General features: G+C 63.4%; 21 protein-coding genes and 1 other RNA gene. 12 read left to right on the top strand and 10 right to left on the bottom strand.

Translation table 11 applies throughout. From position 1 onward, the window contains the following. Positions 1-86 precede the first annotated feature (86 nt). The 5 genes from fumC to ssrA all read right to left on the bottom strand — a co-directional run bounded on the left by fumC (position 87) and on the right by ssrA (position 3479). Positions 87-1481, bottom strand: a complete 1395-nt coding sequence (fumC, locus tag BMI91_RS12750) for a class II fumarate hydratase (protein WP_078605206.1) — start codon at positions 1479-1481, stop codon at positions 87-89. 96 nt (positions 1482-1577) lie between these two features. Next, on the bottom strand, positions 1578-1979 hold the full coding sequence (locus BMI91_RS12755; protein WP_244176629.1) for an ester cyclase: 402 nt from the start codon (positions 1977-1979) through the stop codon (positions 1578-1580). A gap of 4 nt (positions 1980-1983) precedes the next feature. After that, the gene (locus BMI91_RS12760; RefSeq protein WP_078605210.1) at positions 1984-2448 is read right to left on the bottom strand and encodes an SspB family protein; all 465 of its coding nucleotides are present in this window, start codon (positions 2446-2448) and stop codon (positions 1984-1986) included. Between the two features lie 154 nt (positions 2449-2602). After that, positions 2603-3028, bottom strand: coding sequence for a nuclear transport factor 2 family protein (locus tag BMI91_RS12765; protein WP_078605212.1), 426 nt, complete (start codon positions 3026-3028; stop codon positions 2603-2605). 95 nt (positions 3029-3123) lie between these two features. Then, positions 3124-3479: a transfer-messenger RNA gene (gene ssrA / locus BMI91_RS12770) on the bottom strand. 89 nt (positions 3480-3568) lie between these two features. Here ssrA and BMI91_RS12775 point away from each other — a divergent pair. From BMI91_RS12775 to BMI91_RS12785, 3 genes are read left to right on the top strand one after another with little or no spacing between them, the layout of a single operon-like run. Next, positions 3569-5140 (top strand): glycosyltransferase family 4 protein, encoded by a 1572-nt coding sequence (locus tag BMI91_RS12775; RefSeq protein ID WP_078605214.1) that lies wholly within the window; start codon positions 3569-3571, stop codon positions 5138-5140. Next, on the top strand, positions 5137-6282 hold the full coding sequence (locus tag BMI91_RS12780) for a glycosyltransferase (RefSeq protein WP_158522155.1): 1146 nt from the start codon (positions 5137-5139) through the stop codon (positions 6280-6282). Before BMI91_RS12775 ends, BMI91_RS12780 begins: the two co-directional genes overlap by 4 nt. Then, positions 6279-7289 carry a sulfotransferase family 2 domain-containing protein gene (locus tag BMI91_RS12785; RefSeq protein WP_078605217.1) on the top strand — a complete coding sequence of 337 codons (1011 nt, stop codon included), beginning with the start codon at positions 6279-6281 and terminating at the stop codon, positions 7287-7289. Before BMI91_RS12780 ends, BMI91_RS12785 begins: the two co-directional genes overlap by 4 nt. Before the next feature lie 19 nt (positions 7290-7308). Here BMI91_RS12785 and BMI91_RS12790 read toward each other — a convergent pair whose 3' ends face one another. Both BMI91_RS12790 and BMI91_RS12795 read right to left on the bottom strand, forming a co-directional pair. Further along, positions 7309-8490 carry a hypothetical protein gene (locus BMI91_RS12790; protein WP_244176630.1) on the bottom strand — a complete coding sequence of 394 codons (1182 nt, stop codon included), beginning with the start codon at positions 8488-8490 and terminating at the stop codon, positions 7309-7311. A 103-nt stretch (positions 8491-8593) separates the two neighbouring features. Next, positions 8594-9646, bottom strand: a complete 1053-nt coding sequence (locus BMI91_RS12795) for an ABC transporter substrate-binding protein (RefSeq protein ID WP_078550536.1) — start codon at positions 9644-9646, stop codon at positions 8594-8596. Between the two features lie 206 nt (positions 9647-9852). Between BMI91_RS12795 and BMI91_RS12800 the strand changes: the two genes are divergently transcribed. Continuing rightward, complete coding sequence (locus BMI91_RS12800; RefSeq protein ID WP_078605219.1) at positions 9853-11265, top strand: cryptochrome/photolyase family protein; 1413 nt, start codon at positions 9853-9855, stop codon at positions 11263-11265. Positions 11266-11287: 22 nt separating this feature from the next. Here the strand turns inward: BMI91_RS12800 and nusG are convergent, their stop codons facing one another. Further along, positions 11288-11794, bottom strand: coding sequence for a transcription termination/antitermination protein NusG (gene nusG, locus BMI91_RS12805; RefSeq protein WP_078605220.1), 507 nt, complete (start codon positions 11792-11794; stop codon positions 11288-11290). Between the two features lie 196 nt (positions 11795-11990). Here nusG and BMI91_RS12810 point away from each other — a divergent pair, with 196 nt between their 5' ends. The 4 genes from BMI91_RS12810 to BMI91_RS12825 all read left to right on the top strand — a co-directional run bounded on the left by BMI91_RS12810 (position 11991) and on the right by BMI91_RS12825 (position 16755). Continuing rightward, positions 11991-13421, top strand: a complete 1431-nt coding sequence (locus tag BMI91_RS12810) for a mannose-1-phosphate guanylyltransferase/mannose-6-phosphate isomerase (RefSeq protein WP_078605222.1) — start codon at positions 11991-11993, stop codon at positions 13419-13421. A 140-nt stretch (positions 13422-13561) separates the two neighbouring features. Beyond that, the gene (locus tag BMI91_RS12815) at positions 13562-15676 is read left to right on the top strand and encodes a YjbH domain-containing protein (protein ID WP_078605224.1); all 2115 of its coding nucleotides are present in this window, start codon (positions 13562-13564) and stop codon (positions 15674-15676) included. Next, positions 15655-16320 carry a YjbF family lipoprotein gene (locus BMI91_RS12820; RefSeq protein ID WP_146684090.1) on the top strand — a complete coding sequence of 222 codons (666 nt, stop codon included), beginning with the start codon at positions 15655-15657 and terminating at the stop codon, positions 16318-16320. Before BMI91_RS12815 ends, BMI91_RS12820 begins: the two co-directional genes overlap by 22 nt. A gap of 99 nt (positions 16321-16419) precedes the next feature. Continuing rightward, positions 16420-16755: a hypothetical protein gene (locus BMI91_RS12825; RefSeq protein WP_078541095.1), complete on the top strand. Its 336-nt coding sequence runs from the start codon at positions 16420-16422 to the stop codon at positions 16753-16755. A 462-nt stretch (positions 16756-17217) separates the two neighbouring features. On the opposite strand, the gene BMI91_RS12830 is transcribed toward BMI91_RS12825, so the two are convergent. Beyond that, complete coding sequence (locus tag BMI91_RS12830; protein ID WP_244176631.1) at positions 17218-18276, bottom strand: MraY family glycosyltransferase; 1059 nt, start codon at positions 18274-18276, stop codon at positions 17218-17220. A 414-nt stretch (positions 18277-18690) separates the two neighbouring features. On the opposite strand from BMI91_RS12830, the gene BMI91_RS12835 reads away from it, so the two are divergent. The 4 genes from BMI91_RS12835 (at position 18691) to BMI91_RS12850 (ending at position 23521) form a co-directional block, all read left to right on the top strand. Further along, positions 18691-19848, top strand: coding sequence for a polysaccharide biosynthesis/export family protein (locus BMI91_RS12835; RefSeq protein WP_244176632.1), 1158 nt, complete (start codon positions 18691-18693; stop codon positions 19846-19848). A 3-nt stretch (positions 19849-19851) separates the two neighbouring features. Beyond that, positions 19852-20298 carry an arsenate reductase/protein-tyrosine-phosphatase family protein gene (locus BMI91_RS12840; protein WP_078605229.1) on the top strand — a complete coding sequence of 149 codons (447 nt, stop codon included), beginning with the start codon at positions 19852-19854 and terminating at the stop codon, positions 20296-20298. A gap of 79 nt (positions 20299-20377) precedes the next feature. After that, positions 20378-22576: a polysaccharide biosynthesis tyrosine autokinase gene (locus BMI91_RS12845; protein WP_078605762.1), complete on the top strand. Its 2199-nt coding sequence runs from the start codon at positions 20378-20380 to the stop codon at positions 22574-22576. Positions 22577-22615: 39 nt separating this feature from the next. Next, entirely contained in the window at positions 22616-23521 is a 906-nt protein-coding gene (locus tag BMI91_RS12850) for a glycosyltransferase family 92 protein (protein WP_078605231.1), read from the top strand. Here BMI91_RS12850 and BMI91_RS12855 read toward each other — a convergent pair. Beyond that, positions 23518-24330, bottom strand: coding sequence for a glycosyl transferase (locus BMI91_RS12855; protein ID WP_078601490.1), 813 nt, complete (start codon positions 24328-24330; stop codon positions 23518-23520). The two genes, BMI91_RS12850 and BMI91_RS12855, sit on opposite strands and share 4 nt — an antisense overlap. Positions 24331-24393 lie beyond the last annotated feature (63 nt).

Consider the following 24393-nt stretch of genomic DNA (forward strand, 5'->3'; position numbering starts at 1 on the left):
ATATTTGAACAAGACGAAGGGGCAGAGCCGCCGAACACAAAAGGGCGGCCACCGGGGCCGCCCTTCGTTATTCATGGAAGCTTGGATCAGGCTTTCGGGCCGATCATCTGCTCGGGGCGGACCACCTTGTCGAAGGTTTCCTCGTCGACGAAGCCAAGCTTGATCGCTTCTTCCTTCAGCGTGGTCCCGTTCTTATGCGCGGTCTTCGCGACCTGGGTCGCGTTGTCGTAACCGATGGTCGGCGCGAGCGCGGTGACCAGCATCAGCGACTCGTGCAGCAGCTTCTCGATGCGCGGCTCGTTGGCCTCGATGCCCGCGACCATGTTGTCGGTGAAGGCCGAGGCGCTGTCGCCCAGGAGCTGCATCGATTGCAGCACGTTGTAGCTCATCATCGGGTTGTAGACGTTGAGCTCGAAATGGCCTTGCGAGCCGGCGATGCCGACGGCGGCGTCGTTGCCCATGACATGGGCGCAAACCATGGTCAGCGCTTCGGCCTGCGTCGGGTTCACCTTGCCCGGCATGATCGAGGAGCCCGGCTCGTTTTCCGGCAGGATCAGCTCGCCCAGACCGCAGCGCGGGCCCGAGCCCAGAAGGCGGATGTCGTTCGCGATCTTGAAGAGCGAGGCGGCCACGGTCTTCAGCGCGCCCGAGAACATCACCATCGCATCATGCGCGGCGAGCGCTTCGAACTTGTTCGGCGCGGTGACGAAGGGCAGGTCGGTGATCTCGGCCATGTTCGCCGCGACCGTCTCGGCCCAGCCCACTTGCGTGTTCAGACCGGTGCCTACGGCGGTGCCGCCTTGGGCCAGTTCGTAGATGTCGCCGAGGCAGGCTTCGACGCGTTCGATCCCCTTCTTCACCTGATGGGCGTAGCCGGAGAATTCCTGACCGAGCGTCAGCGGCGTCGCGTCCTGCGTGTGCGTGCGGCCGATCTTGATGATGTCCTTGAAGTCCTCGGACTTGGCTTCGAGTGCCGCGTGCAGCTTGCGCAGACCCGGCAGCAGCACGTCGCGCGCCTGCATCGCGATCCCGACATGCATCGCGGTCGGGAACGTGTCGTTCGAGGACTGCCCCATGTTGCAGTGATCGTTCGGGTGAACCGGGTCTTTCGAGCCCATCTCGCCACCCAGAATTTCGATCGCGCGGTTCGAGATCACCTCGTTCGCGTTCATGTTCGACTGCGTGCCCGACCCGGTCTGCCAGACCACCAGCGGGAAGTTGTCGTCGAACTTGCCCTCGATCACTTCGCCCGCGGCTTCGATGATCGCATCGGCGATCTTCGCGTCCATCTTGCCCTGCGCCTTGTTGGCCATCGCGCAGGCTTTCTTGATCACGCCAAGCGCGCGGATGATCGGGACGGGCTGGCGCTCCCAGCCGATCGGGAAGTTCATGATCGAGCGCTGCGTCTGCGCGCCCCAATATTTGTCGGCGGGAACTTCAAGCGGGCCGAAGCTGTCGGTCTCGGTGCGGGTCGCGGTCATCTGGGCCTCCATGATTGCGCGCAATCTTTCGCTCGCACTGATAGGGCGCGCGGAGGGATTTTGCAACGGTATACGGAGGTATACTTGGTGTGGCTCTCAGATCTGTGCGGCGATTGCGTCGCGGTCGATCAGGGAATGCACCTCGCGGATGCGGCCATCGGTGACGCGATAGAAGACATGTTCGTCGAAGGTCACGCGGCGGCCGTTCACCGGCAGATCGAAGAGCATTCCCACGGGCGTGCAGTCGAAACGCAGCCGGGCGGCGATCACCGGCGGATCGGCCACGAGCGTTTCTGCGCGGAAGTGCAGGTCGGGGATCGCGCGATGGTCGTCCTCGAGCATCGCTTGATACCCTGCGAGGCCGAGCGGGCGCGCGTTATGCGTGACCTCCGGATGCACGAAATCGCCGAGCTGCGCCCAGTTCTGTTCATTCAGGCAAGTGAGATAGCCGTGATAGAGCGAGAGGAGCGTGTCGCGGTCCAGAGGCTCCGAAACCACCGGGTTACTTGCGGAACTGATCGAGGCTGACGACCTCGGCCTCGCCACGCGCGGCCGGAGCGGCCTCTTCTTCCTCGGCCACCTCATCCTCTTCGATCTCGTCGTCTTCGTCATATTCCTGCGTCTCGAAACGCAGGCCGAATTCGACGGAGGGGTCGACAAAGGTGGTGATCGCGTCGAGCGGCACATAAAGCGGCTCGGGAGAATTGCCGAAATTCAGCGTGATCGAGAACCCGTCCTCGCCCACTTCGAAATTGTCATACCAGTTCTGGATGACGATGGTCATTTCTTCGGGGTAGCGTTCGCGCAGCCAATCGGCCAGCTCGGCATCGGGGTGACGGGTGTCGAAGGTGATGAAGAAGTGGTGCTCGCCGGGCAGACCATTGGCTGCGATGTCGCTCAGCACTGTCTGGATCAGCCCGCGCATCGCGTGATGCATCAGGTTGCCGTAATCAATGGATTGCGTCATGGCCGGGTCCCTTTCTTCTCGGGCTCAGCATAGGGGATTCGTGGCGGGCCGCAAGGCGGGCAGAGCCGCGCGAAGGCTGACGTCGAGGGCATGTGCTGGGTGTGGCGGTCTTCGATCTTGCGCAACCTTGGGGAGAACCTCACGGGGGCCGCGCCTATCCCAGCACTTCGCCCGACAGGCACAGCGCGACGGTGTCGCGCGGCATCATCTCCAACGCCTCGAAGAGCGCGATCACATCGTAATTATTATACGCCTCCACGATCTTGTCGCCGCGAAACCGCATCGTCAGTTGCCCGGTAAATTCCACCGCGCGCGCCGATTGTGCGGATTTCCCGGCGATTTTCAGAAGCGTCCAAAGCCAGTCCTCCGTCTCGACATGGCGCAGCACGGTGATCTTGATGTCCTGCAGATGCGCGCGCAGGGCCGGCACCAGCTCGCGAAACTCCTGCGGTCGCAATTCGAGCCCCGGCATCAGCCCGTCCGCCTGCGCCTCGGCATCGAACAGCCCGTCGACCTCGTCCAGCCGACCTTCGCCCCATACGGCATGGAGCCACGTTTCGATCCTCGCAAGCCGGGACATCGCGCCCTCCGTTTCCCGTCGGTCCTGAGGGCCACCATGGCAGGCACGGATTTCAAACCGGTTAACACCGGTCGCATCGCAAAAAGAGGGGGGAAAGTGCAGGATTCTGTTGCAAGGCTCCTGCGGGCCCCGCCTTACGCGGCTAAGCGCAAGGAGTTAAGTTTCGGTTACCCGAGCTGCTTACGCAGCCAGAGCGACCGGAGCACGGTTGTCGTTGGCAACTGTACAAATCGCACCGATAACGGTGGTAGCTCACCGGGACAAAGCAAACATCTTTACACGTTCGTCGATCCTATTTCGGCCCCATTCTCCCCCAACGAGGGTTGATTGGTGGAGCCGCCGGGTACCGCCCCCGGGTCCGATCCGCTTATTTCATGCGCGTTTATGCCCATAGTCCCCGTTGCCGGGAACGTCTTGGAATATAGGGGGAAGATCGGGGGGCTTCAAGGCGTCGGATGGGATGGATGCGTATTAACCGGACGTGAACTTGCCGCGCGTTATAGCTCGAGTGGGGCCAAGAACTGGCCATGGAGGGGCGCGATGAGCGACAAGTTGATCCTGATCGATCTCAGCACGAGCTATCAGTTCCGCCATTGGCGGCCGATGGGCATCCTGCGGGTGGAGCATGAGGTCTGGCGGGCGTTTGCCACCCGGTTTGGGACGCGCGCGGTACCGGCGATCTATGATGAGGCGCGCGGCGGGTTCTATCGCATCCCTCAGGCGATCTTCGAGGAGGTGATCTTCCGCAACGGCTGTCAGCCGGAGGCGCCTGCGCGCGCTTCGACTGCGCCGCGGCGCTGGCGCTCCTGGGCGCGGATCGGACGGTTTCTCTGGCGCGCTCGGCGCAGGATGCGGGCTGTCGGGCAGGGCGGGCGATACGACGAGGCCGAGACCCGCTTGCGCCGCGAGAGCGCGGTGGCGGAGGAATTGCTGCGGTTGAGCGGTGAGGAATATGCCCTGATGCGCCATGGGCTAGTGGCTCTGGAACGGGTCGCGCCGGGGATCGCGCCGCGCATCCGGGCCCTCGATGCGCTCAATCACCGGGCGCATTACGGCCTGGTGCATACGGTCCACGACCAGATCTGCGCGGAGCGAAATCGGATCGCGCCGGAAGAGGTGGGCGAGTATGTCTCTGCCGGTGGGTTCTGGGGCGATGCGCGCTACCGGGCCGCCTATGAGATGCGGGCCGCTCATGGGTGGCGGTTGAGCTATTACATCCATGACCTGATCCCGATCCTTTGGGGGCATGTCGCCGAACCCACGACGCGCAAGACTTTTCCGCCCGCGCTGCATTGGATGCTCTGGGGCGTGGATCGGGTCTGGACGAATTCGGAGGTGACGCGGCGCGATCTGCTCGCCCATGCCGCCCGCTGCGGCTATCCCGAGTTGCAGCCAGAGAAGGTGCACGTCGTGACGCTTGGCGCGGATGCGTTCCGCGAGACCGCGTCCGCCACCGATCTCGCGGGGCTCTTCGCACATCGCGATCTGGAACCTGGGGGCTACGTTTTGATGGTGGGCACGCAGGAGCCGCGCAAGAACCATGATTTCGCCTATCGGCTCTGGCGTGAACTGGCTGCGCGCCGCGCGGGCGATATCATGCCGTTGGTCTGGGTCGGGCAGCCCGGCTGGTCGATCGGCCCGCTGCTTGAAATGGTGCGCGCCGATCCCGGCCTGCCGCATGGCGCGATCCGCATCCTCGATGATGTCGACGACGCCGAGCTGCAGGCGCTCTATGCGCTTTGCCGCTACACGATCTACCCGTCTCATTACGAGGGCTGGGGGCTCCCGGTCGTCGAGTCGCTTCTGCATGGCAAACCCTGTCTGACATCGGATGCGCCCGCCTTGATCGAGGCGGCGGAGGGCTGCGCGGAGGCGATCGGGCTATTCGACGGCGAGCGATGGCTGGCCCGGGCCGAGGCGCTGATGGACGACGAGGCGGCCTATCGCGCGGCCTGTGCGCAAGCGGAGCGGTTCACGCCACATCGATGGGCCGATTTTCGAGCGGCACTCACCGCCGGGTTCGAAGCGGCCGGCGGTGACACCTCCACGCGCGACCCTGCATGGACCCACCAGTCGCGCCAGCCGATTCCCTATCGCGAGGATGCCGCATGAAGATCGCAGCTTTCGGTCATTACCCGATCCACCGCCCTCTGCATGGCGGCCAGCGCCGGGTTGCAGCCATCGCCCGGCAGGCGCGCGCGGCGGGCAACATCTTCCGCTACGTCCCGATCTACTCGACCCGCGGCTATCCGGACGGCTCGCCGGATGAGCGTCGATCGGCAGTGCCGGACGCGCTGCTGCCGCGTCTTCACGATCCGCAGCGCCGTGAGGATCTTCATTTCTCCGACACGCTCAAAGATCATCCGCTGATCGAAGGGCTGATCAGGGAGCTACGCGAATTCGCCCCCGATGCGGTGCAGTTCGAGCATCCGTGGCTCTATCCGCTATTCGCCGAGGCGTTAAACCGCGATCCGGTCCTGCGCCGCGCCCGGCTGATCTATTCCGCGCATAATGTCGAGGCCGCGCTGATCGATCCGCATTGGCGCGCGGAGGCTGAGGCGCTCGAGGCCGCGCTCGTCGCGAGGGCCGATCTTGCCGTCGCGGTCTGTGACGCCGATGCGCGCCATTTCGCCGGTCTTCCGGGCGCGGCAGAGGTCGTTGTCGCGCCAAACGGCTGCTGGGCGCCCGATCCCGAAACGGTCCCGTCCGCGCCGCTAGACGGACCCTACGCGCTTGTCGCGGGCTCAGCCCATCCGCCGAACGCGCGCGGCTATTGGGCATCCATCGGCGAAATTCCCGGCTTCCTGCCACCGCGCAGCCGCCTCGCCATGGCGGGCGGCATGACCCATCTGATCACCACCGACGACCGCTTTCGGCGGCACGCGCAAATGAACGCGGAATTCGTCGTGCCCCTTGGTGTGGTGGAGGAAGAAGCCTTGAGCGGTCTTCTGCATCACGCGCGCGCCATCTGCCTTCCGATCACCGAGGGCGGCGGCACCAATCTCAAGACCGCCGAGGCGCTTATGTCCTGCAAACCTGTCATCGCGATGCGCCCCGCGATGCGCGGGTTCGAAGAGGCTGAACGCCTCAGCGGCGTGCATGTCGCAGACGACCCGGAGCAGTTTCGCTGCTTGCTGCGCGATGCCATGACCGGCGCGATAGGCTCGCAGCGCCGCCCGGACGAGGTCGCGCAATATGGCTGGCCCGCGCAGCTTGCGCCGTTGATCTCCCGCTATGAAAGTCTCGCCGCATGAAAGATTTGCCCCCGCACACTGCCGCCTTTGCCGATCCCGACCTCGCCGCACAGATACAGGCCACGCCCGCCGCGATCGACACCTTGTTCCAGGCGTATCTCGGACGGCCCGCGAAAGAGGCGGCGCAGAGAGCGTTGAAGGAGCGGCGCGCGTCCGTCGCCGATGTCGAGCGCGAGTTGCGGGGATCGGAGGAATTTCGCCGCAAGGCGCGGCTGCTGCGCGATCACGATCGCAGCCAGTATGACGGCGCGATGCTGTATATCGCACCCGCGCGCGTGGTGTTCTGTCCGATCGCGAAGGTCGCCAATGCGTCGGTCAAGGATTGGGCGCTGCGGCTGGTGGGCGACGGGCGGCCCGAACCCGGCATGTCGCATTACTGGCTCGATTCCGGGCAAAGCCGGATGCAGGCGCGCCATTGGGCTTTCGCCGCGCGGGACCGTGTCGATCATGCGCCGGACTGGGTCTCGGTCGCGCTGCTGCGCGATCCCGTCGACCGGCTGGTCAGCTGTTATTGCGACAAGTTCGGACGCAATCGAATGCAGGACTCGGTGCTGCATCATACGCGCCCGGTCTATGCGTTTTTCGCGGGTGGGGACGATCCGGACCGCGAGATGATCGAACGCGGGCTGAGCTTTCGCCAGCTCTGTTTCTACATCAACGCCACCGCGCGCGAGGTGCAGGACAGCCATTGGGCCGCGCAGTGGAGCTACCTGCAAAATCGCCGCTGGGACTGGCTGTTCGCGCTGGAGAAGATCGAGAGTTTCGAGAATTTCCTGCGCGATCGCTTGCCGGAGGAGCTTCGCGACATCCGGTTGGGGCTGACCAATGCCGCGCAAAAGGCGCGCGGGCGGCCGTCCCGTAATCTCGCCGATGCGCTTCCGGGGGAGTGGATGGGTGCGCGCACGCCGCCCTATGAGGCGTTCCTGACAGACGATATTCGCGGCTTTATCGGCGATTATTACGCGCTCGATGCACGGCTGCATGCGCAGGCGCTTGCCGAGAGTTGAGCCGCAGCTGCCCGGCCGATCAGTCGCCTTCGGCCGGAATGCCAAGAAGTGTGATCGCAACCCCCAAAGCGGCGAGCGCCCAGAACGCGTAGCGTTTCGTGCCCTCGGTCTGCAGCGCGGCGAGCACCGCTTGCAGCGTGTAATAGCCCGCGAAGGCGCGCGACGCGTAGGAGATGATCTGGAACAGATCGGTCGTCCAAGTCAGCGCGATCCCGGCGCCGATCAACACCGGATAGGCCGCTTTTTGCGGGATTTTCCCGCGCGAGAATTCCGCGATCAGTCCGCCCGCGCCCCCGGTATCGGCCACGGCGGCGGAGAATTGCGCCGCCAGCGCTGCGGCCACCAGCATCGCGGGCAGGATCGGAGCGACGACGCGCATCATGTCGATGATCGCGGTCTCGGTCAGGTTATGGGCGTTGGGCGTGAAGATGTAAGCCAGCAGCGCGATATAGACCATGTAGATCGCGGTCGCGAGCATCTGCGCCCATTTCATCGCGGCGACCCGGGTGTCGGCATCGTAGCTCTTGCCCAGATAACGCGCGGTCTCGAACCCCTGCACGGTCACGATCAGGCCGAAGAGCAGCCGCAGCGAGTCCCACGGGCCCAGCGTCGGTGCATCGACCACCAGATCGCCGGCGACGGCCACCTTGCCGAAATAGACCGCCAGCCCGAGGATCAGACCGGCGATGATCGCGAGTTTGAGCGCGACCGAGGCATATTCCATCTGCTCGAGCCGTTTGAACCCTCCGGAGAACCCGGCGATGGCGACGATGGCGAGCATCGCCGTGGTTACCGCGCGGGCCGCGAAATCCGTGTTCCACGGAGTGAGCGAGACGGCGAAGGCCCCGAACAGGTTGAGGTAATAGGCGACTGAGATGACATAGGCGAAGGCGAGCGCGAGCTGCGCCACCTCTTCGATACGTTTGATCACGGCGGTGTCGGGCACCTCCTCGGCGCGGATATTGGCGCGCACCGCCGCCCCGAAAAACCAGCCCAGAGCACACAAAGCCGCCATCGCGAGCGGGGCGAAGCTGCCGTAGCGGACCTCCAAAATCGGGCCAAGTACCAGAAAGCCAGAGCCGATGATCGAGGCCAGCGGGGTCACCATCGCGCGCCATTTCGGGCGATCGCGTAGCTGGGGCAGGAACATCGCGGCAAGGACGATCAGGGCGAGGATGATAATGGCGGCGTCGAGTATCATGGTCTGTCTCAAATGGTCGGTTGGACGCAGCTAGCGCAGCAGGGGGAATTAAAAAGGGCCGCGTCAGACGCGGCCCTTCGCTGTGATCTATTCGGCGCAGTGATCAGAAGCCAGCCTTGATTTTCTCGAACTCGGCCAGCTGCTTTTCGCGCAGCTCCGGCGAGTTCGGCGTCTGGGCGAGGATCGGCGCGTTGATCTCGGTCAGGCCCGCCGTTTCCAGCTGCTCCGGCGGGATCAGCTTCATCGCTTCGGTGTTCGTGTGACCGTAGCCGATCTCGTCGACGAGAACCGGGCCCGCCTCGGGGCGCAGCCATGCGTTCATGAAATCGTAAAGCTTCTCTTCCGAGCCGGGACCGTCCTTGAGGTTCACGAAACCGCAGAACCAGGTCGACGAGCCCTCTTTCGCTTCGCGCTGGAAGGCGACCGGGTAGTTGTCGTCCTGCAGATAGGCGACGCCGTCATTCCACGACCACGCGACCAGCACTTCGCCCGAGGCCATCAGCTGCGCCTGCTGCGAGGGGTCGGTCCAATAGGATTGCACGTTCTTGTTGGCTTCACGCAGCCAGTCGGCGGCAGCCTGGAACTGTTCGTCGGTAACATTCGTCCAGTCGGTCACGCCGGTCGCGAGATAGGCCAGCGCCCAGACATCGTCCGAGCTGTCGGGCAGCGAGGTGCGGCCCGCATATTTCGGATTGATGAAGACATTGAGGCTCGCCACATCTTCGGCCGGGACCTTGTCGGGGTTATAGGCGATCGCGGTCGCGCCCCAGTCGGTCGGCAGGTACCAGACGTTCTTGTCGTCATCGACGAAGATCTTCGAATTCAGATACTTGGGGTCGATATTCTTGAATTCCGGAATCTTCGAGACGTCCCAGGGTTCGATCAGGCCGGCATCCTTGTATTTCGAGATCATCTGCGAACAGGGATGCGCCGCGTCTGCTTTGAAGCCCGAAGCGAGTTTCTGATAGGCCTCGTCGTCATCGCCGAAGAAAGCGTAGGTCGGGCTGTCGCCGTATTTATCGATATAGGGCTGGAAGAGGCCGGGGATTTCGAAACCGGCCCAATCGAAGATGGTCAGGTCCGGATCGGCGGCGCGGGCCGGGGCGCTCAGCGCGGCCACGGCAATCCCCGCCAGTAGGAGAGCAGAAGTCTTCATTGCATATTCCCTGTTTTGTGTTCGTTTTGTGAAAACGCTAGAGCGGCTTTTTCGCCCTCGCAAGAGGCATTTGCACGGCAGATAGGCAGAAGCCCTGCGGCAATGTGTGGAAAAGCCTCGACGCGGAGGGGCGTTGCGGAAAAATTGGGCGCGACTGAACCGGATCGGGCGCGGCGCGTAGGGAAAGGGAGGCAAAGGAGACGAGCATGAGTGACACCCCCGTCCTGTTATGGCTGCGGCGCGACTTTCGATTCCACGATCACGAGGCGATGGCGGCGGCTGCGAAGACCGGTGCCCCGGTGATCCCGGTCTTCATCCATGACGACCAGGTCGAAGCCTTGGGGGCGGCGGCGAAATGGCGGCTCGGTCTCGCCGTGGAGGCCTTCGCGGAGAGCCTCGCGGAGAAAGGCTCGAAGCTGATCCTGCGCAAAGGCGCGCCGCTGAAGGTCCTGCGCGCCTTGATCGAGGAGACGGGGGCGGGCGCCGTCTATTGGTCGCGCCGCTATGACAAGCCGGGCCGCGACATCGATACGGAGGTGAAATCCACGCTCTCCGAGGCGGGGATCGAGGCCAAAAGCTTCACCGGGCATCTCTTGTTTGAGCCGTGGACCGTGGAGACGAAAACAGGCGGGCCCTACAAGGTCTACACCCCCTATTGGAACGCGGTGAAGGGCACGGACATCCCGCCGGAAGTTAAGACGGTGTCTGAACTTCGTTCTCCAAATACTTGGCCTGACGCCGAAAAGCTAGACGACTGGAAGATGGGCGCGGCGATGCGGCGCGGTGCGGCAATCGTCGCGAAACATGTAAATGTCGGCGAGCGCGCCGCCCAGTCGCGGCTGTCGAATTTCCTGCGCGATCGCCTCTCGGACTACAAGACGCAGCGCGACGTGCCCGCTTCGGGCGGCACCTCGGGGCTGTCGGAAAACCTGACCTATGGCGAGATTTCTCCGCGTACGATCTGGCACGCCGGGTATCGCTACATGAGCGAGGGCAATCAAGGCGCCGAGACCTTCCTGAAGGAGCTCGTCTGGCGCGAATTCGCGTGGCATCTGTTCTTCCACTGGCCCGACATGGCAGAGCGCAACTGGCGCGAGGAGTGGAACGGCTTCGACTGGCGGCGCGACAATAACGACGCCGAGGCGTGGCGGCGCGGCATGACCGGCGAGCCCTTCGTCGATGCGGCGATGCGTGAGATGTATGTCACCGGGACGATGCATAACCGCGCGCGGATGATCGTGGCCTCCTATCTCAGCAAGCACCTGATGACCGATTGGCGGGTCGGGCTGCGCTGGTTCGAGGATTGCCTGATCGACTGGGATCCGGCGAGCAACGCGATGGGCTGGCAATGGGTGGCCGGGCCGGGGCCGGACGCGACGCCTTATTTCCGCGTGTTCAACCCCGAGACGCAGCTCGAGAAATTCGACAGGGACGGGCGCTACCGGAAGGATTTCATCGCCGAGGGACAGGCCAACCCGCCCGAGACGGCGACGGATTATTTCGAAGCGATCCCAGAGAGTTGGCATCTGTCGCCGGAACAGGATTACCCCGAACGGCTGATTGATCTGAAAGAGGGACGCGCGCGCGCCTTGGCCGCGTATGAGCGGCACAAAGGCTAGGCTGTCGCGCTGGCTTGCGGGGCTAGATCAAGGCGTCGGATGTCGCCTTGATCCGGGTCTCGCGGCCCATGAAATCCAGCAGCAACCAGACCCGCTTCTCGGCATCGACCTTTTCGACCGTCGCCACGAAATCCGCGAAGGGGCCGGTCGCCAGCGTGACCTCGTCTCCCGCTGCGTAGTCCGGCAGTGGCTGCAGCTGATCTTGCGTATCGCAGCGCGCGCGCAGCGCCTCGATCATCGCATCGGGAACCGGTGTCGGGCGCCCCGCGAGCGCCACGAGCCGCGTGATCCCCTGCGTGCCGTTCACCGCGCCCAGACGCGCCGATTTCTCATGTTCGCGCACGAAAAGATAGCCCGGAAAGAGTGGCGCACTGCGGGTCACGAACTTGCCCGACTGGCGACGCGTCGTCTCGACCATCGGCAGGAAAATGTCGAACCGCTGCCGCTCCAGATTGCGCCGGGCGATCGCGGCGCTGTTGGGCTTGAACTGGGCCACATGCCACGCGCGGGCCGGGCTTTGATCGGTCATGAAAGGGCTTTCTGTTCAATCGAATTACGCCCGTATTGGCTGAGGGATCGGGCGCGGAAAGTCAATCAGGCAAGGCGAACCTGCGCGGAAACGTGCGCGCTTAGGTTGTCCGATCCGAAGTTAACCTTGCGTTAGGGATACCTGTGCAAGGCTCGTGCCGGGCAGAAAATCTGCCGCTGTTTTGGGGAGGATACACATGATCACTCCGGTTCTTCTCGCGGGCGGATCGGGCACGCGGCTCTGGCCACTGTCCCGGCGCAGCTACCCGAAGCAATTCGCAGAACTGACTGGCCCAAAGACCCTGTTTCAGGCCACGGCCGAACGGCTGTCGGGTGAGGGTTTCGCGCCCCCCGTGGTCCTGACACAGTCCGATTTTCGCTTCATCGCGACGGAGCAGCTTGCCGATACCGGGATCGACCCGGGCGCGGTGATGCTCGAGCCCGAGGGCCGCAACACCGCGCCCGCCATACTCGCGGCCGCGCTTTGGGTCGCGCAAAAGGCCGGAGAGCAGGCGCTGATGCTGGTTGCTCCGTCGGATCATGTCATCGCCGATTCAGACGCGTTTTGGCACGCGATCGCGGCGGCGGAGCCTGCGGCGCGGGCAGGGCGGCTGGTGACTTTCGGCATCACGCCCGACCGTGCGGAAACGGGGTATGGCTATCTCGAACCCGGTAGGGAAGCAGATGCGCAGGGCGTAATGCCTTTGGTCCGGTTCATCGAAAAGCCTGACGTCGCGCAGGCCTGCGCGATGTATGAGAGCGGGGATTACCTGTGGAATGCCGGGGTGTTCCTGTTTTCGGCAGGGGCAATCCTCGACGCAGCCCGAACCCATGCGCCGACGGTTCTCGCTGTGGTTGAAAAAGCCTTTGCTGCGGCGTGCGCCGATTTGGGATTTCTGCGCCTCGATCCGGAGGCATGGAGCGACTCCCCCGACATCTCTATCGATTACGCGATCATGGAGCGGGCCGAGACCGTCTCCGTCATGCCTGTGCAGGCGGGCTGGTCCGATCTTGGCGACTGGGAAGCCGTGCGCCGTGCGAATCCGGGGACACGCCCGGATGGGGTGACGCTCTCGGGGCCCGCGACGGCGATTGACTGTCGCGACAGCCTGCTGCGCTCCGAAGATCCGCGTATCGAGATGGTCGGGATCGGGCTTGAGGACGTGATCGCGGTGGCGATGCCCGATGCGGTGCTTGTCGCGCATCGCTCGCGGGCGCAGGATGTGAAAGCGGCGGTCAGCGCGCTAAAGGCGCGAAACGCCGCGCAAGCCACGGATTTTCCACGCGATCACCGGCCCTGGGGCTGGTTCGAACGCCTTGTGCTCAGTGATCGTTTTCAGGTGAAGCGGATCACGGTCAAGCCCGGCGCTGCGCTCAGCCTGCAAAGCCATCACCACCGGGCGGAGCATTGGATCGTCGTGCAGGGCACCGCGCTGGTGACGCTGGGAACCGAGACCCGCCTCGTGACGGAAAACGAATCCGTCTACATCCCGATCGGCGAGACGCATCGGCTCGAAAACCCCGGCAAGCTGCCGATGGTGCTGATCGAGGTGCAGACCGGCGCATATCTGGGCGAGGATGACATCATCCGCTACGAAGACGTCTACATGCGCTTGGCCGGCGAATAGCGGCCAACTCGGCGGTGCACCGCCACCCGTCCGTGCAAATCTGCGACAGCTCCTTAAGAAAGCGTGAATTCGCGTTTCGGAGGAGTACGACTCTCTGCTAGGTCTCCAATTGATTGTGACCGAGCCGGATTTCTACACACATGTTGGTGCGCCCCTACCGCTCCCGTTTCCTCTTCCTCGCGATGGCGAGCAGCGCGCTCGCAGGGGTCGGGTTTGGTCCCGCCTGCGCGCAATCCGCCGACCGCGCGTGGGGCTATAATAGCTATGGCATCCCCGGCCTGATCGACATGCCTGTCGCGGGCAGCCGCGAAGATGCGGAGCTCGGCTTCAACGTCTTCACTTTCGCAGGACAAACCCGCGTCTCGGCCGCGTTCCAGATCACGCCGCGCCTGTCGGCAGGCTTCCGGTATTCGACGATCAAGAACTACATGGGCGGCGATACGCTCTACGACCGCAGCTTCTCGATCCAGTATCGTTTCCTCGACGAGGGCCGCCTTCGGCCCGCGATGGCCATTGGCATCAACGACATGACCGGCACCGGTGTCTATTCCGGCGAATACGTCGTGGCGACCAAGTCGGTCACGCCGAAACTGCGCGCGACGGCGGGGATTGGCTGGGGGCGGCTCGGGTCGAACGGCGGGTTCGACAATCCGCTGGGCGTGCTGGGAGATCACTTCAAGACACGCGGCGAACGCACCGGGGCGCAGGGTGGGACATTCCAGCCGCAGCAATGGTTTACCGGAGATGCGGCGCTGTTCGCTGGTGTCGAATGGCAGGCGACCGACCGGCTGCGGCTGATGGCGGAATATTCCTCCGACGCCTATACGCGCGAGGACGGCCCGACCTTCGATCGCAAATCCCCGATCAATATCGCCGCGCAATATAAGCTCAGCGACAACGCCTCGATCACGGCGGGCTATCTCTACGGCACCGATCTGAGCGTGCAGTTGAGCTATGCGCTGAACCCCAAACACAACGCCCATCCGAGCGGGCTCAATGACGCGCCGCCGCCGGTCGTGCCGCGGGCGGGCGTCAAGGCGGCGCAAAGCTGGACCAACGATCCGGCCTATCTCGCAGCGAAACTCCGCCCGGGCTTGGCGCAGCAAGGCCTCGTGCTGGAAGGCGCGAAGCTCAATGGCTCCACCCTCGCGATCCAGATCCGCAACGATCGCTACAACGCGCCGCCCGAGGCGATTGGGCGCGCGGCCCGCGTGCTGAGCGCGCAGGCCCCGGCGAGCGTCGACCGGTTCGCGATCACCCTGTCGGAAAATTCGCAGCCCGTCTCGACCACGACGATCCGCCGTGACGATCTCGAGGCCTATGAATTTCACCCGGTCGGCGGCGAGCTGATGCGGGCCCATGCCCAGATCGATGGAGCGCCCGCTCACCTTCCGGTTGCGCCCGGGACCTATCCCCGCTTTTCGTGGAATGTCGGGCCGTATCTGCGCCCGGGCCTGTTCGATCCCGACGATCCGATGCGCGCCGATCTGGGTGTCAGCGTCAATGCGCAATACGAGATCGCACCGGGCCTGCTGCTGTCCGGGCGCGTGAACCAGAAGGTAATCGGCAATCTCAATCAAGCGAACCGGCCCTCGGATTCGGTGCTGCCACATGTGCGCTCGGATGCGTGGCTCTATTACAAGAATTCCGGCCCCACGGTTCCCGAACTGACGGGGGCCTATTTCTTCCGTCCCGGTCGCGATCTCTTCGGGCGTGTGACGGCAGGCTATCTGGAGCCGATGTTCGCGGGCGTCTCGACCGAGCTGCTCTGGGCGCCGGAGCACAGCCGTCTCGCGCTCGGGGCCGAGCTGAACCGGGTGCGCCAGCGCGGCTATGACCAGCGTTTCGATCTGCGCGATTACGAGGTCACGACGGGCCATCTGTCGGCCTATTACCAGTTCACCGACCAGTTCTATACGCAGCTCGATGTGGGCCGGTATCTGGCGGGCGACTGGGGGGCGACGCTGAGCTTCTCGCGCGTTTTCGACAATGGCTGGAAGGTCGGCGTCTATGCGACGAAGACCGATGTGTCCTCGGCAGATTTCGGCGAGGGCTCCTTCGACAAGGGCTTCATGATCACGATCCCGCTTCACTGGGCGACGGGTCAAACGACGAAGCAGCGCTATTCGACCGTGATTCAGCCGATCGTGCGCGATGGCGGGGCGCGGCTGGGGGTGTCGAACCGGCTTTACGGGATGGTGCGCGAGGATCAGCCCGCCTCCTTCGACGGCAATTGGGAGCGGTTCTGGCGATGAGATCACTCGTTTTCGGTGCGGCGCTGCTTGCGCTGGGGGGCTGTGCGCAGCTCGAAAATCTGAGCAATACCGTGACGCTCTCGGGCAGCCGTTCCGCGGGGCAGGGCGCGGCTGCGCCGACTGCTACAGCTCAAGGCGAGGGCGTTGGCGTGAAGGTTGTGACGCAGACCGCTCCTGCGCGCGGGCTCGAGGTGGTAATTCCGTCGCGCGACGCCAATGCGATCCTGTCTCTGGCCGGGCGTAACGGCACGGTCGAGACCTGGCGCACGGATGACGACATCACGGTGTCCGTGGATCGTGGCGTGGTGGTTGCAACCAGAGGTTTAGGCGATGATCTGATGGCCGCGGACTCCGGACCGACGCTCGCCGCCCTTCGCGGGACGAAGATCGGCGCCTATCGCCGGACCTACCGCTTCCTCACGGCGGACAACCATTCCGATTATGTCCTGCTTGGCTGCGAAATGACGACAGCCGGAAACGAAACCCTCGCGGGGCAGAATTTGCTGCGTCACGAAGAAAAATGCAGCAATCCGAAAATGACCGTCACCAATATTTATTGGACCAATAAAAAGGGACGGATCCAAGCCGGGCGGCAATGGGTTTCCCCTACTGTCGGGCAGATCGCGATTGGTGTGCTCAACTAAGCCGGTTGAACCGTTCGGGATTAATTAACCCTATGGTTCACCAAAAGATTAATATAAGATTATCATGTCTTACCTATCCCAACCTAATCGGAGGTTTCGATGACGAAGTTCTTTACCGGTGCCATTGCAGTGGCAGCTACTCTCGCCGGCGCCCTTCCGGGGGCGGCCCAGGATCTGCAAGCGCCGGCCAATCTCAGCCATGACGCGCTCGTCGCTTGGGCAAAAGCCAATAACGTTTGTGAAACGGCCGTTTCCGATGCCGTTTACAACGCCGACGGGAACGTCGCTGTGACTTGCACGCCCAAGGCGACGAAGAGCACTCTTAGCGGCGCCACCCCGGTCGCAGCGGTGATCATTGGTGTCGGTCTTGCAGCGGCTGCGATGGGCAGCGGCGGCGGTACCAATGGGACCAACGGGACCAACGGCACGAACTGATCCGTTCGAGCCGAGAATAAGAAGGGCCCCGCATCTGCGGGGCCTTTTTGATTCGGGCTAAACCTAAGTCAGGCCAGAGAAACTGTCCAAATGGACAGCGGCTCCAGCAACTTTATTTCATGCCGATTCGCGCATCCTGTGATATGACATATTTGTGACGGGTATGAGGTGAATGGGGATTCACGCGATGCTTACGGGACTCGCAATTTTTCCTCTCGCGGCTCTGGTGTGGATGATGCTCTGCGAGAGTGTTGCACCTATGCAGGACGAAGCGCCGTATCGCGAGGTGGCTAAGTAGGGACCGCTTGGGCCGGTTACGGCCCCGGCGAGGTGGTGACGAGCGCCGATCCGCGCAGGATAGGTAAGACTCAATGCGCCAATCAGCGCTCGGCGCCACCTGAAAAGATACACGCAGACATGCTGCGCAACTTTGCGGGCCGAGTTGATAAGGGCCTATTTGCGTTAGATTTTTACCCGTTCACGGCGGGAAGTCGCCATCGCGCGACGCAATTTGCTGCCAAGCGCGACGCGGCGGTAGATCAGCATGTAGCAGACGAAGACCACGCCCACGCCTGCACCGAGGGCTGCGGGGGAGGTCGCGCTGAGCACAGTGATGGAACATGCGATCAAGCTGAGCGACCAGAGCACAACCGAGGTGATCGGATTGCGCATCTCCGGGCGTCCGAGCGACTCGGCGATTCGTTTCGCGCGGCTGCGATAGACGAGGCTGTGGAGATGCAGGCGGTCCGCCGCTCCAGGATGCGTGCCGTCCCGCTTCACGCGACGCCGGATCGAGACCACGGTTTCGATCCACGGATAGGCGAGTGCGAGTACGGCGATCAGCGGGGAAATCTCATGATTTCGGGCGGGAAGGACAATTCCGATCACCGCGAGCACGAACCCCGTCGCATAGGCCCCGGCATCGCCGTAAAACAGCTTGCCGGAGGGGAAATTCATCACAAAGAACCCCGCAATCGAGCCGATCATCAGCAGACAAATCGCGAGGATCGGTCCGTCATTGGTCTGTCCGGCGATCACCGCGAAGGCGGAGAAAACAATGATCGCGGAGCCGGATGCGAGCCCGTTCACGCCATCGATGATGTTGAGCGAATTGGCGATCCCGCCGATCGCGATGGCGCTGAGCGCGATGCCGAAGGCCGGGTAGTGGAGCAGCACGTAGTCGAGGCCGGGAATATCCGAGCGATGAATATGATAGCCGGATACGAGGCAGAAGATCAGCCCGGCGCACACGGTGGCGATCAGGCGCCATTTAGCAGAGACTTTCTTGGTAATGTCCTCGATCGCGCCGGAGCCGAAGGCGGGAATGGCGCAAAGGCAGATCGTCCACCAGAGCGCCTGCGTCTGCGCATCGAGCGTCAGGCCGGCAGCCAACGCGCCTGCGAGGAGCGCAAAGCCCCCGATGCGTGGAGTTGGAGCTGCGTGGATTTTCTGGACACCATGATCGCCATCGAGCGTGAGTTTGCCATGAAAGCTCTTGGTCGCAACGATCAGGACCGCCATTAACAGCGACGCAACAAAAGCTGTCACAACATACTCAAGACCAATCATACACTGCCCCCCGGCAATAAAAATCATTATCGCGGCGGCAAATCTTAATATTTTGCTAACGCGATAGAGTGAAAAATACTGAAAATCGTACGAATACCGTCGATAGAGAGATACTTAACTTTGTTCCCGGGGGTCAACGTCCTTTCACACGCCTTAGGCGAGTATTCGCGACAACGCCTCATCACCTCTTCGTGAGACCCGGGGTGACGTTGCGTCGCCCGAACGGTGTCACGAACGCGATGAAATCAATCCGGTTTCACGCTGTGCGCTGCTCGCCACAAGGTTGAAAGGCTTGGCGGGCGATTCATGCCGAAGTATGAATGGGCGGTTGAAAACAGCGACAGCTTCTCTATTCAGAGGCGCTAGATGAAGCCCGTCTCAGGTCCCTTGGCCGAGGAATGGGTGGCAGGCATAGGTAACGAGGCTCAGGAGGGCACGATGGGGGCAATGACGAGGATTTTCGCGGCGCTTTGCGCGTTGCTCTTTTTGGCCTCCTGCGACACCTCGGCCACAAATTTTCCGGTCAACACCCGCAATGTCAGTTCCGTCGAGGATCCGGCGGCGGGCGATGTCGCAATCGTGCGGCTCAGCCTCGCCAATGTGGCCACTTTCGGTGCGCCGTCCGATCTCAGCGGCGGACGCACGACGCTGCCCTCGAGCGACTACTGGAATTATCGGATCGGGCCGGGCGACCTGCTTGATATCGTGGTTTATGAGCATCCCGAGCTGACCTCGCCCGCGGGCTCGACCCGGACGCCCGCCGAGGGTGGTCTGCGCGTCAATTCGGACGGCACCTTCTACTATCCCTATGTCGGCAACGTGCGCGCCGCGGGCCGCACGCCGGAGCAGGTGCGCGCCGATCTCTCGCGCCAGCTGAAGGAGTTCATTCCCTCGCCGCAGGTTTCGGTGCGCGTCGTGGGCTACAACTCGCAGACCGTCTCCGTCACCGGCGAGGTGGGCAAGCCTGCGCGGATCCCGCTGACCTCCAAGTCGCTTACGCTGCTTGATGCGATCAACGAGGCGGGCGGCCTGAATGAGACGGCCGATGCGCGCCAGGTGCTCGTCCGCCGTGGCGGGCGGAGCTACGCGGTCGATCTGCAGGCCTTCCTCAACCAGGGCATCGCCTCGAACAACCCCGTGCTGCGCAATGGCGATGTCGTCTCGGTGCAGCGCGCGACGAAGCTCGAAGCCTATCTGCTGGGTCAGTTGGTGAAACCCGGTCCGATCGACCTGACCAAGGATGACGTGAGCCTCACCGAAGCCGTCACCTCCGTCGGCGGGCTGAACACCAATCAGGCCGATGCGCGCGGTGTCTTCGTATTCCGCGACAGCCCGAGCGGGGTGATCGTGTTCCAGCTCGATACGTCGAGCGCGGCGGCCTACGTGGTCGGCACGAAATTCTTCCTGCATCCGCAGGACGTCGTCTATGTCACGACCGCACCGGTCGCGAAATGGAACCGCGTGGTCTCCAACATCCTTCCGACGCTGAGCACGGCGCGCGCGGCCTCCGCGCTCGCGAACTGATCCATGGCGAAAGTCGGATCCATCCTCGTGGTCTGCGTCGGCAATATCTGCCGCTCCCCGGTGGGCGAACGGCTTCTGGCCGCGGCCCTGCCTGACTGCAAGGTCAGTTCGGCGGGCATCGGTGCAGTTGTTGGCGCGAACGCGGACAGGACCATGACCGAGGTCTGTGCGGAACACGGGCTGAGCCTTGAGGGTCACGTTGCGCGCCAGTTCACTGCCGAGATCGGCGCCGAGCACGAATTGATCCTCGTGATGGAGGCGGGCCACAAGCGCGAGATCTCGCGCCGCGCGCCGCAACTGGGCGGGCGGGTGATGCTGTTCGATCAGTGGATGGGGAGCAAAGGGATCGCCGACCCGTACCGGGAACCGATCGACGCCCATCGCAAGGCCTTCACCGAGATTTCCGCCGCGAGCGAGGCATGGGTCTCGCGGCTCGCACAGAAACGTTGATCCGCGTCAGGGCGGCATAGGCACGGTTTTGAATAAGCATTTGAGAGTTTGAACGGGACAGATGAAGCAAATTTCCGAAATGACGCAGAAACACGCCGCGCAGCCAGAAGTCGAGGATGACGAGATCGACCTGATGGCGCTGGCTGGCGCGCTTCTGGCGGGCTGGAAATGGATCGCGCTGGCCTTCGTCATCGCCGTGAGCCTCGGTGCCTTCATCGCGCTGCGCAAACCGGTGATCTATCAGGCCACCGGTCTCCTGCAGCTCGAGCAATCGCAAAACGCGTTGGCGGCACTCCCGACCTCGATGCAGGACATTCTCGGCAGCGACGGTGGCGGCAAATCGGAGGCGGAAACCCAGATCGCGATCATGTCTTCGCGGCTCGTTCTGGGGGAGGCGGCCAACAAGCTCAATCTGCAGAATTTCGTGATCCCGCAGCGCTTGCCGGTGATTGGTCTGCTGCCGACCAATCTGCATCTGCCCGATCCGGGACTGCTCGATCAGTATCAATGGGGCAATGAGAGCCTTCAGATCGGGCGCATGAAGGTGCCGGAGCAATGGCTGGGCGAGATGATCGACCTGCGCGTCACCGGTGCGGATAGCTACGAAGTCACGCTGCCGGACGGGACCGATCTCGCAGGTACGGTGGGCCATGAGATCACGGCGCGTGATGGCGATTTCACCTTGGCCGTGGCGTCGATGGATGCCCCGACCGGACGGGAATTCTACGTCGGGCGGCAATCGCTCAACGCCGCGATCAAGACGATGAAAGAGAATTTCTCGGTCTCCGAAAGTCCGCGCGGCTCGAATATCCTTCAGACCTCGTATCAGGACACCGATCGGCAGCGGGCCGAAGCGATTCTGAATGCGATCGCGACCTCCTTCGTGGAGCAGAATATCGAGCGCAATTCGGCCTCCGCTGAGAACAGCCTCGATTTCATCGAAAAGCAGCTTCCCGACGCCCGCCAAAACGTGTCCGACGCGGAGCAGGCGCTGAATGCCTATCGTCAGAAGCAAAAATCGGTCGACGTCAAATACGAGACGCAGGCCCTGCTGGAACGCGTCACCAAGATCGAAGGCGAACTCTCCGCGCTTGATCTGAAAGAGGCGGAGCTGAAGAACCAGTACACGGTCAATCACCCGGCCTATCAGGCGCTGCTGCAGAACCGCAAAGAACTGCAGGCGCAGCTGGATCAGGCGAAGAAGGCGACCCAAGGCCTGCCGGAGACGCAGAAGGACATCTTCAACCTGCAGCGCAATCTCGAAGTGGCGCAGCAGGTCTACACGCAGCTGCTGAACCGCTCGCAGGAACTGAAGGTTGTGCGCGCCTCCACGGTGGGATCGGTGCGCGTGATCGACAAAGCCTATGCGAGCACGATTCCGGTCGCGCCGCGCAAATCGCGGATCGTGGCCCTCGCAGCCATCCTCGGCCTGATCATCGGGGCGGCCATCGTGCTGATCCGTCGCGCGCTGCGCCGGGGGATCAAGGGCGCCGAAGAGATCGAGGCGCTCGGCCTCCCGGTCTTCGCAACCGTGCCCTTCGCACAGGAAGCCGCGGATCTGCGCAACCGCAAGGGGGACCTGCCGATTTTCGCATTGGAGCACCCCGAGGCGGTCGCGACCGAGGCGCTGCGCTCCTTGCGCACCTCGCTGCATTTCGGGCTGCTGGATGCGCAGACCAACTCGATCCAGATCACCTCCGCCGCGCCGGGCGTCGGCAAGACCTTCATGTCGATCAACCTCGCCGTGGTTGCGGCGCAGGCAGGGCAGCGGGTCTGTGTGATCGATGCGGATATGCGCAAAGGCTACCTCGCGCGCTTCCTGCATCTGCCGAAAACGGCTGAAGGCCTTTCCGACTATCTCGGCCATGAGAAATCGCTGGCGGAGGTGATGCGCGACGGGCCGGTCGAGGGGCTGAAAGTCATCACCTCGGGCCGTTACCCGCCGAACCCGTCCGAGCTGCTGATGCGGGCCGAGTTCGGCACCATGCTGCGCCAACTCGATAGCGAATTCGATCTGATCATCGTCGACGCGCCGCCCGCGCTGGCCGTGACCGACCCGGTCGTGATCGGACGGTCCGTGGGCGCGAGCATCGCGGTGGCACGCCATCTCGAGACGATGCAGGGCGCGGTGCGCGCGGTGCAGGCGAGCTTCGAGGCGGCGGGCACGTCGATTACCGGTGCGGTCCTCAACGGCTTCAAGGCCGAGGCGAGTGAGCGCTATGGCGGCCATTACCAATATCATTATAACTACCGCTACAGCTACAAATCCGACGATTGAGCGGGAGCGTCCCGTTCGTGACTCGGACCGGAGGCGCGAATGCTGCGAAAACTGCTGGGCCGGGCGAAAATCTCGAAGCTCGGGATCACCACGCCCGAGCCGCGTCCGGACCGTCATGGCATCGCGATTGCCGCGATCGTGCGCAACGAGGCGCGGTTCATCGGCGAATGGGCGCGGTTCCACCATGCGGCAGGCGTGCGGCATTTCGTAATCTATGACGATGCCTGCACGGATGAGACCCGCGCGGTGCTGCAAGGCGCGCTACCGCCCGAGGCGCTCACGATCATTCCCTGGGCACAGCGGCTGAGCGATATCCGTCTCGGGCGCGAGATCCACAATCAGGTGCTCGCCTATGCCCATGCGGCTGGGAATTTCGGGAGCAACGTGCGCTGGATGGCCTTCATCGACGTGGACGAATTCCTGATCCCCACTGCGGGCGACGATCTGAACGCCGCACTTGCGCCTCTGGGCGATATCCCGAATGTCTCGCTGCCGTGGCACATGTTCGGATTCTCCGGCCACGAGACGACGCCCGAGGGCGGGATGCTCGCCAATTTCACCACCCGTGCACGCGATCCGATGGGGGATGCGCCGGGGCTGCGGGCGTTCAAGATGCTCGTCGATCCGTGCCGCCTGACGGCGCTGCGCGTTCATTCGATGGAGACCGAGGACGGGCAGGTGACGTGGAACGACGCGGGGGTGAAATCCGACATGAGCGCGCGCGACAAGGCGGAGTTCTACTCCACCGCCGCCGTGCAGCTGAACCACTATTACACGCGCTCGAAAGCCGATCTGGAGGCCAAGATCGCGCGCGGGCCGAACCTTGTGGCCAAGCGCGAGGCCTATCGCCGCAAGGTGATGCGCACCGTGAACAGCGTCGAGGCGGACACGGTCGAGGATACGCGCGCCCGCGATCTGGCCGCGCGCCTCGGGATCACCGGTTAAGGATCCTTGCGCCAGTTCTCCTCGACCCATTTCGTGGGCCAGAGGAAATGCCGCAGGTGGCGCAGCATCGATCCATCCCGCTCACCGCGCAGGCCAGCTTTCACATGCTCCATCGGCGCCATATGGGTCGAGCGGCTGTTCCAGCGCCCCTCGATCGCGTCGATCGGGTTCAGCCCGCCGGGGAAGATCACGACTTTCGCATCCTTCGGCAGTTTCGGCGGTGCGAAGAAGTTCATCGGGAATTGCCGGATGCAGTGCCACTTGAAGGTCGCGACCCAGCCCTTCGGCCAGAACTTCACACCACCCGGCGTGCGCCGCGTCACGAAACGCTGCTCGAAGACGTATTTCTCCGCCGTGCCCTGAGGATCGGCGAGGAATTCCTCGCGCAACGGCGCCAGCTTGCCGATCGGGAAACGGTAGAGCGAGGTCTGGCCCAGCCGCTCGAACGGGGTGTTCGGGTTGCGGGTCAGGATCACGTCATCGGGGTCGCCGTACTCGAACATCGCATCGAGATTGCCGGTCACGACCACGTCGAGGTCGAGAAACAGCACCGGCCCCGACAGCCCGCCCAGATCCGAGCGCCACAGCCGCGACTTGCCCCAGATGCCCTGACGAACATTGGGCATGTCGCAATCGAGTTCGGGCAGCGGCATCGCGGTGATACCCGGATCGAGCCCCTCGAACGTGTCGGTGAAGCAGTAGAAATCGAAGGGCGGCGTCACATGGCGCGCGACCATTCCGTAGAGGCGGTTGACGTAATCGACGCCGTATTTCTTGCCCCAGCGGATACAGATGATCTGTTTCTTCATGCGACACCTTTTTGAGTTACGCGCCCTCAATAGCCCCAGCGGGCGGGGCCGTGCAATCGCGGA

Source organism: Thioclava sediminum (assembly GCF_002020355.1).
Classification (GTDB): Bacteria; Pseudomonadota; Alphaproteobacteria; order Rhodobacterales; family Rhodobacteraceae; genus Thioclava; species Thioclava sediminum.